Origin of the sequence: Cetobacterium sp. (genome assembly GCF_048470075.1) — a bacterium.
GTDB lineage: Bacteria > Fusobacteriota > Fusobacteriia > Fusobacteriales > Fusobacteriaceae > Cetobacterium_A.
Genome location: NZ_DBGBQB010000119.1, coordinates 1 through 1,548, shown reverse-complemented (window position 1 = coordinate 1,548; position 1,548 = coordinate 1). Strand labels below are relative to the sequence as shown.

Below are 1,548 nucleotides of genomic sequence, written 5' to 3'. Positions count from 1 at the left end.
ATACTTATCTGGTAAAATCATTTCTTACACCTCCTCACTTTTTTATTTAAATTATACCATAAATTGTATACTTTTCGATATCTTACTTTTCAAAAATATCACACTTCTCAAAAAGAAAAACAACGATTAATTCTATTGTTGGTTTTATAAACCCAGCTCTATTTACAAGATTTGATAAGTCATCTATTAATTTATTATACAACTCATCCCCTGAAAATCTTTTTCTTAATTCTACGTACTCTCTTATTATATAAGCCTTTAAAACATCAAACTTTTCTTTTAACACAAAGTCCGAATTTATAAAATCACCTTCAACCTCTTCCATAAAAATTGTCTTTTTTAAAATTAAATTTATCTTTGAAGCATTTTCAATCAAATTATTTTTACTCAATTTTTCCTGTGGAGTTATAATTCTATAGTCAAACTCTGTTGAGTATTGGATATCATGAACCTTTTCACAAATCAATTCAATGGTATCTATTATTGCCTTTGGAGTTATTTCATCTAAAACCTCTATTGTAAAATTTCCCATTCTTCTTAGTATCTTACTTAAAATTTCTGTAGGTAACTGTTCTAATAAATCTCTTATATAATCAAGATTTACTAACCTAGCTTTAAAATCACATGAATATTTTTTAGAAATCTCTAAAGCAATCTCTTTGTAACTACTTTTTGTTTCTGGAGGTAATCCTTTATCATGGGTATTGTATAAGAATATAAATTCATTGAATTTTCCTCCCCATTTCCCATTTTGAGTAACATGATTAACAATACCTTCTAAGTCTTCTTTAAACTTATCTCTCAAATCTCCTATTATAGATTTTTTTTCTACTATAACTATAGGAGCATATATTTGATAAAAAATTCCATCCTCTTCAACCCATCCATCATTTTTATCATCTCCGCCATAAGATGGGTCTGGCATTGTAAAAGTCTTTCCAAGCATTTTATAATACTCTTCTAAAATGGGTTTTACTCCATTTTGAAAGTTCATTCCTGTTTTTCCTTGTAAATCTTTTATTATAGCTTCTATTTTAGAATATTTATTACTCATTCATCATACCTCACCTATAGTTTTATCTTTTAAAATTTTATTTCTCCAAGATATTCTTCAATACTTCAAGTGAAGGAACGTCTTCAAGATTTCCTGTCCCCAGTTCACCTCTAAACGCCTTATCTAGAATTGATTTTTCTAAAAGCTCAATCATCTCTTCCATCTCTAGGATTTCATTGATTTTATCTTCTTTTTCTAAAACATTATCTAAAATTCTTACTATCTCTTTTTGTTCTTCTATTGGAGGTAACGCTACCTTTTGTTCTTTCATATCTGTTAAGTGATAATTTTTTATAACTCCACCTTTTATATCGCTATCTATATTTATTTTATTCATATAATCATCTATACCATAGCATAAATATTCGCTTAAAATAATATTTTTATAGTTTTTTATTAAAGCTACACTTACGAATAAACTAAATTCTTTTTTTGTTTTAACTACCGCTGTCCTTCCTATAGTCCCTGATTTAGTTATTAATATATCACCTAAT

The 1,548-nt window shown here is 27.0% G+C and carries 2 protein-coding genes; both read right to left on the bottom strand.

The genetic code is table 11. From position 1 onward, the window contains the following. Positions 1-82 precede the first annotated feature (82 nt). Positions 83-1,054: a hypothetical protein gene (locus ACMOUI_RS04380; protein WP_418964518.1), complete on the bottom strand. Its 972-nt coding sequence runs from the start codon at positions 1,052-1,054 to the stop codon at positions 83-85. A gap of 37 nt (positions 1,055-1,091) precedes the next feature. Further along, positions 1,092-1,548 (bottom strand): restriction endonuclease subunit S (locus ACMOUI_RS04375; RefSeq protein ID WP_418964517.1); only part of this gene is annotated, 457 nt, incomplete at its 5' end.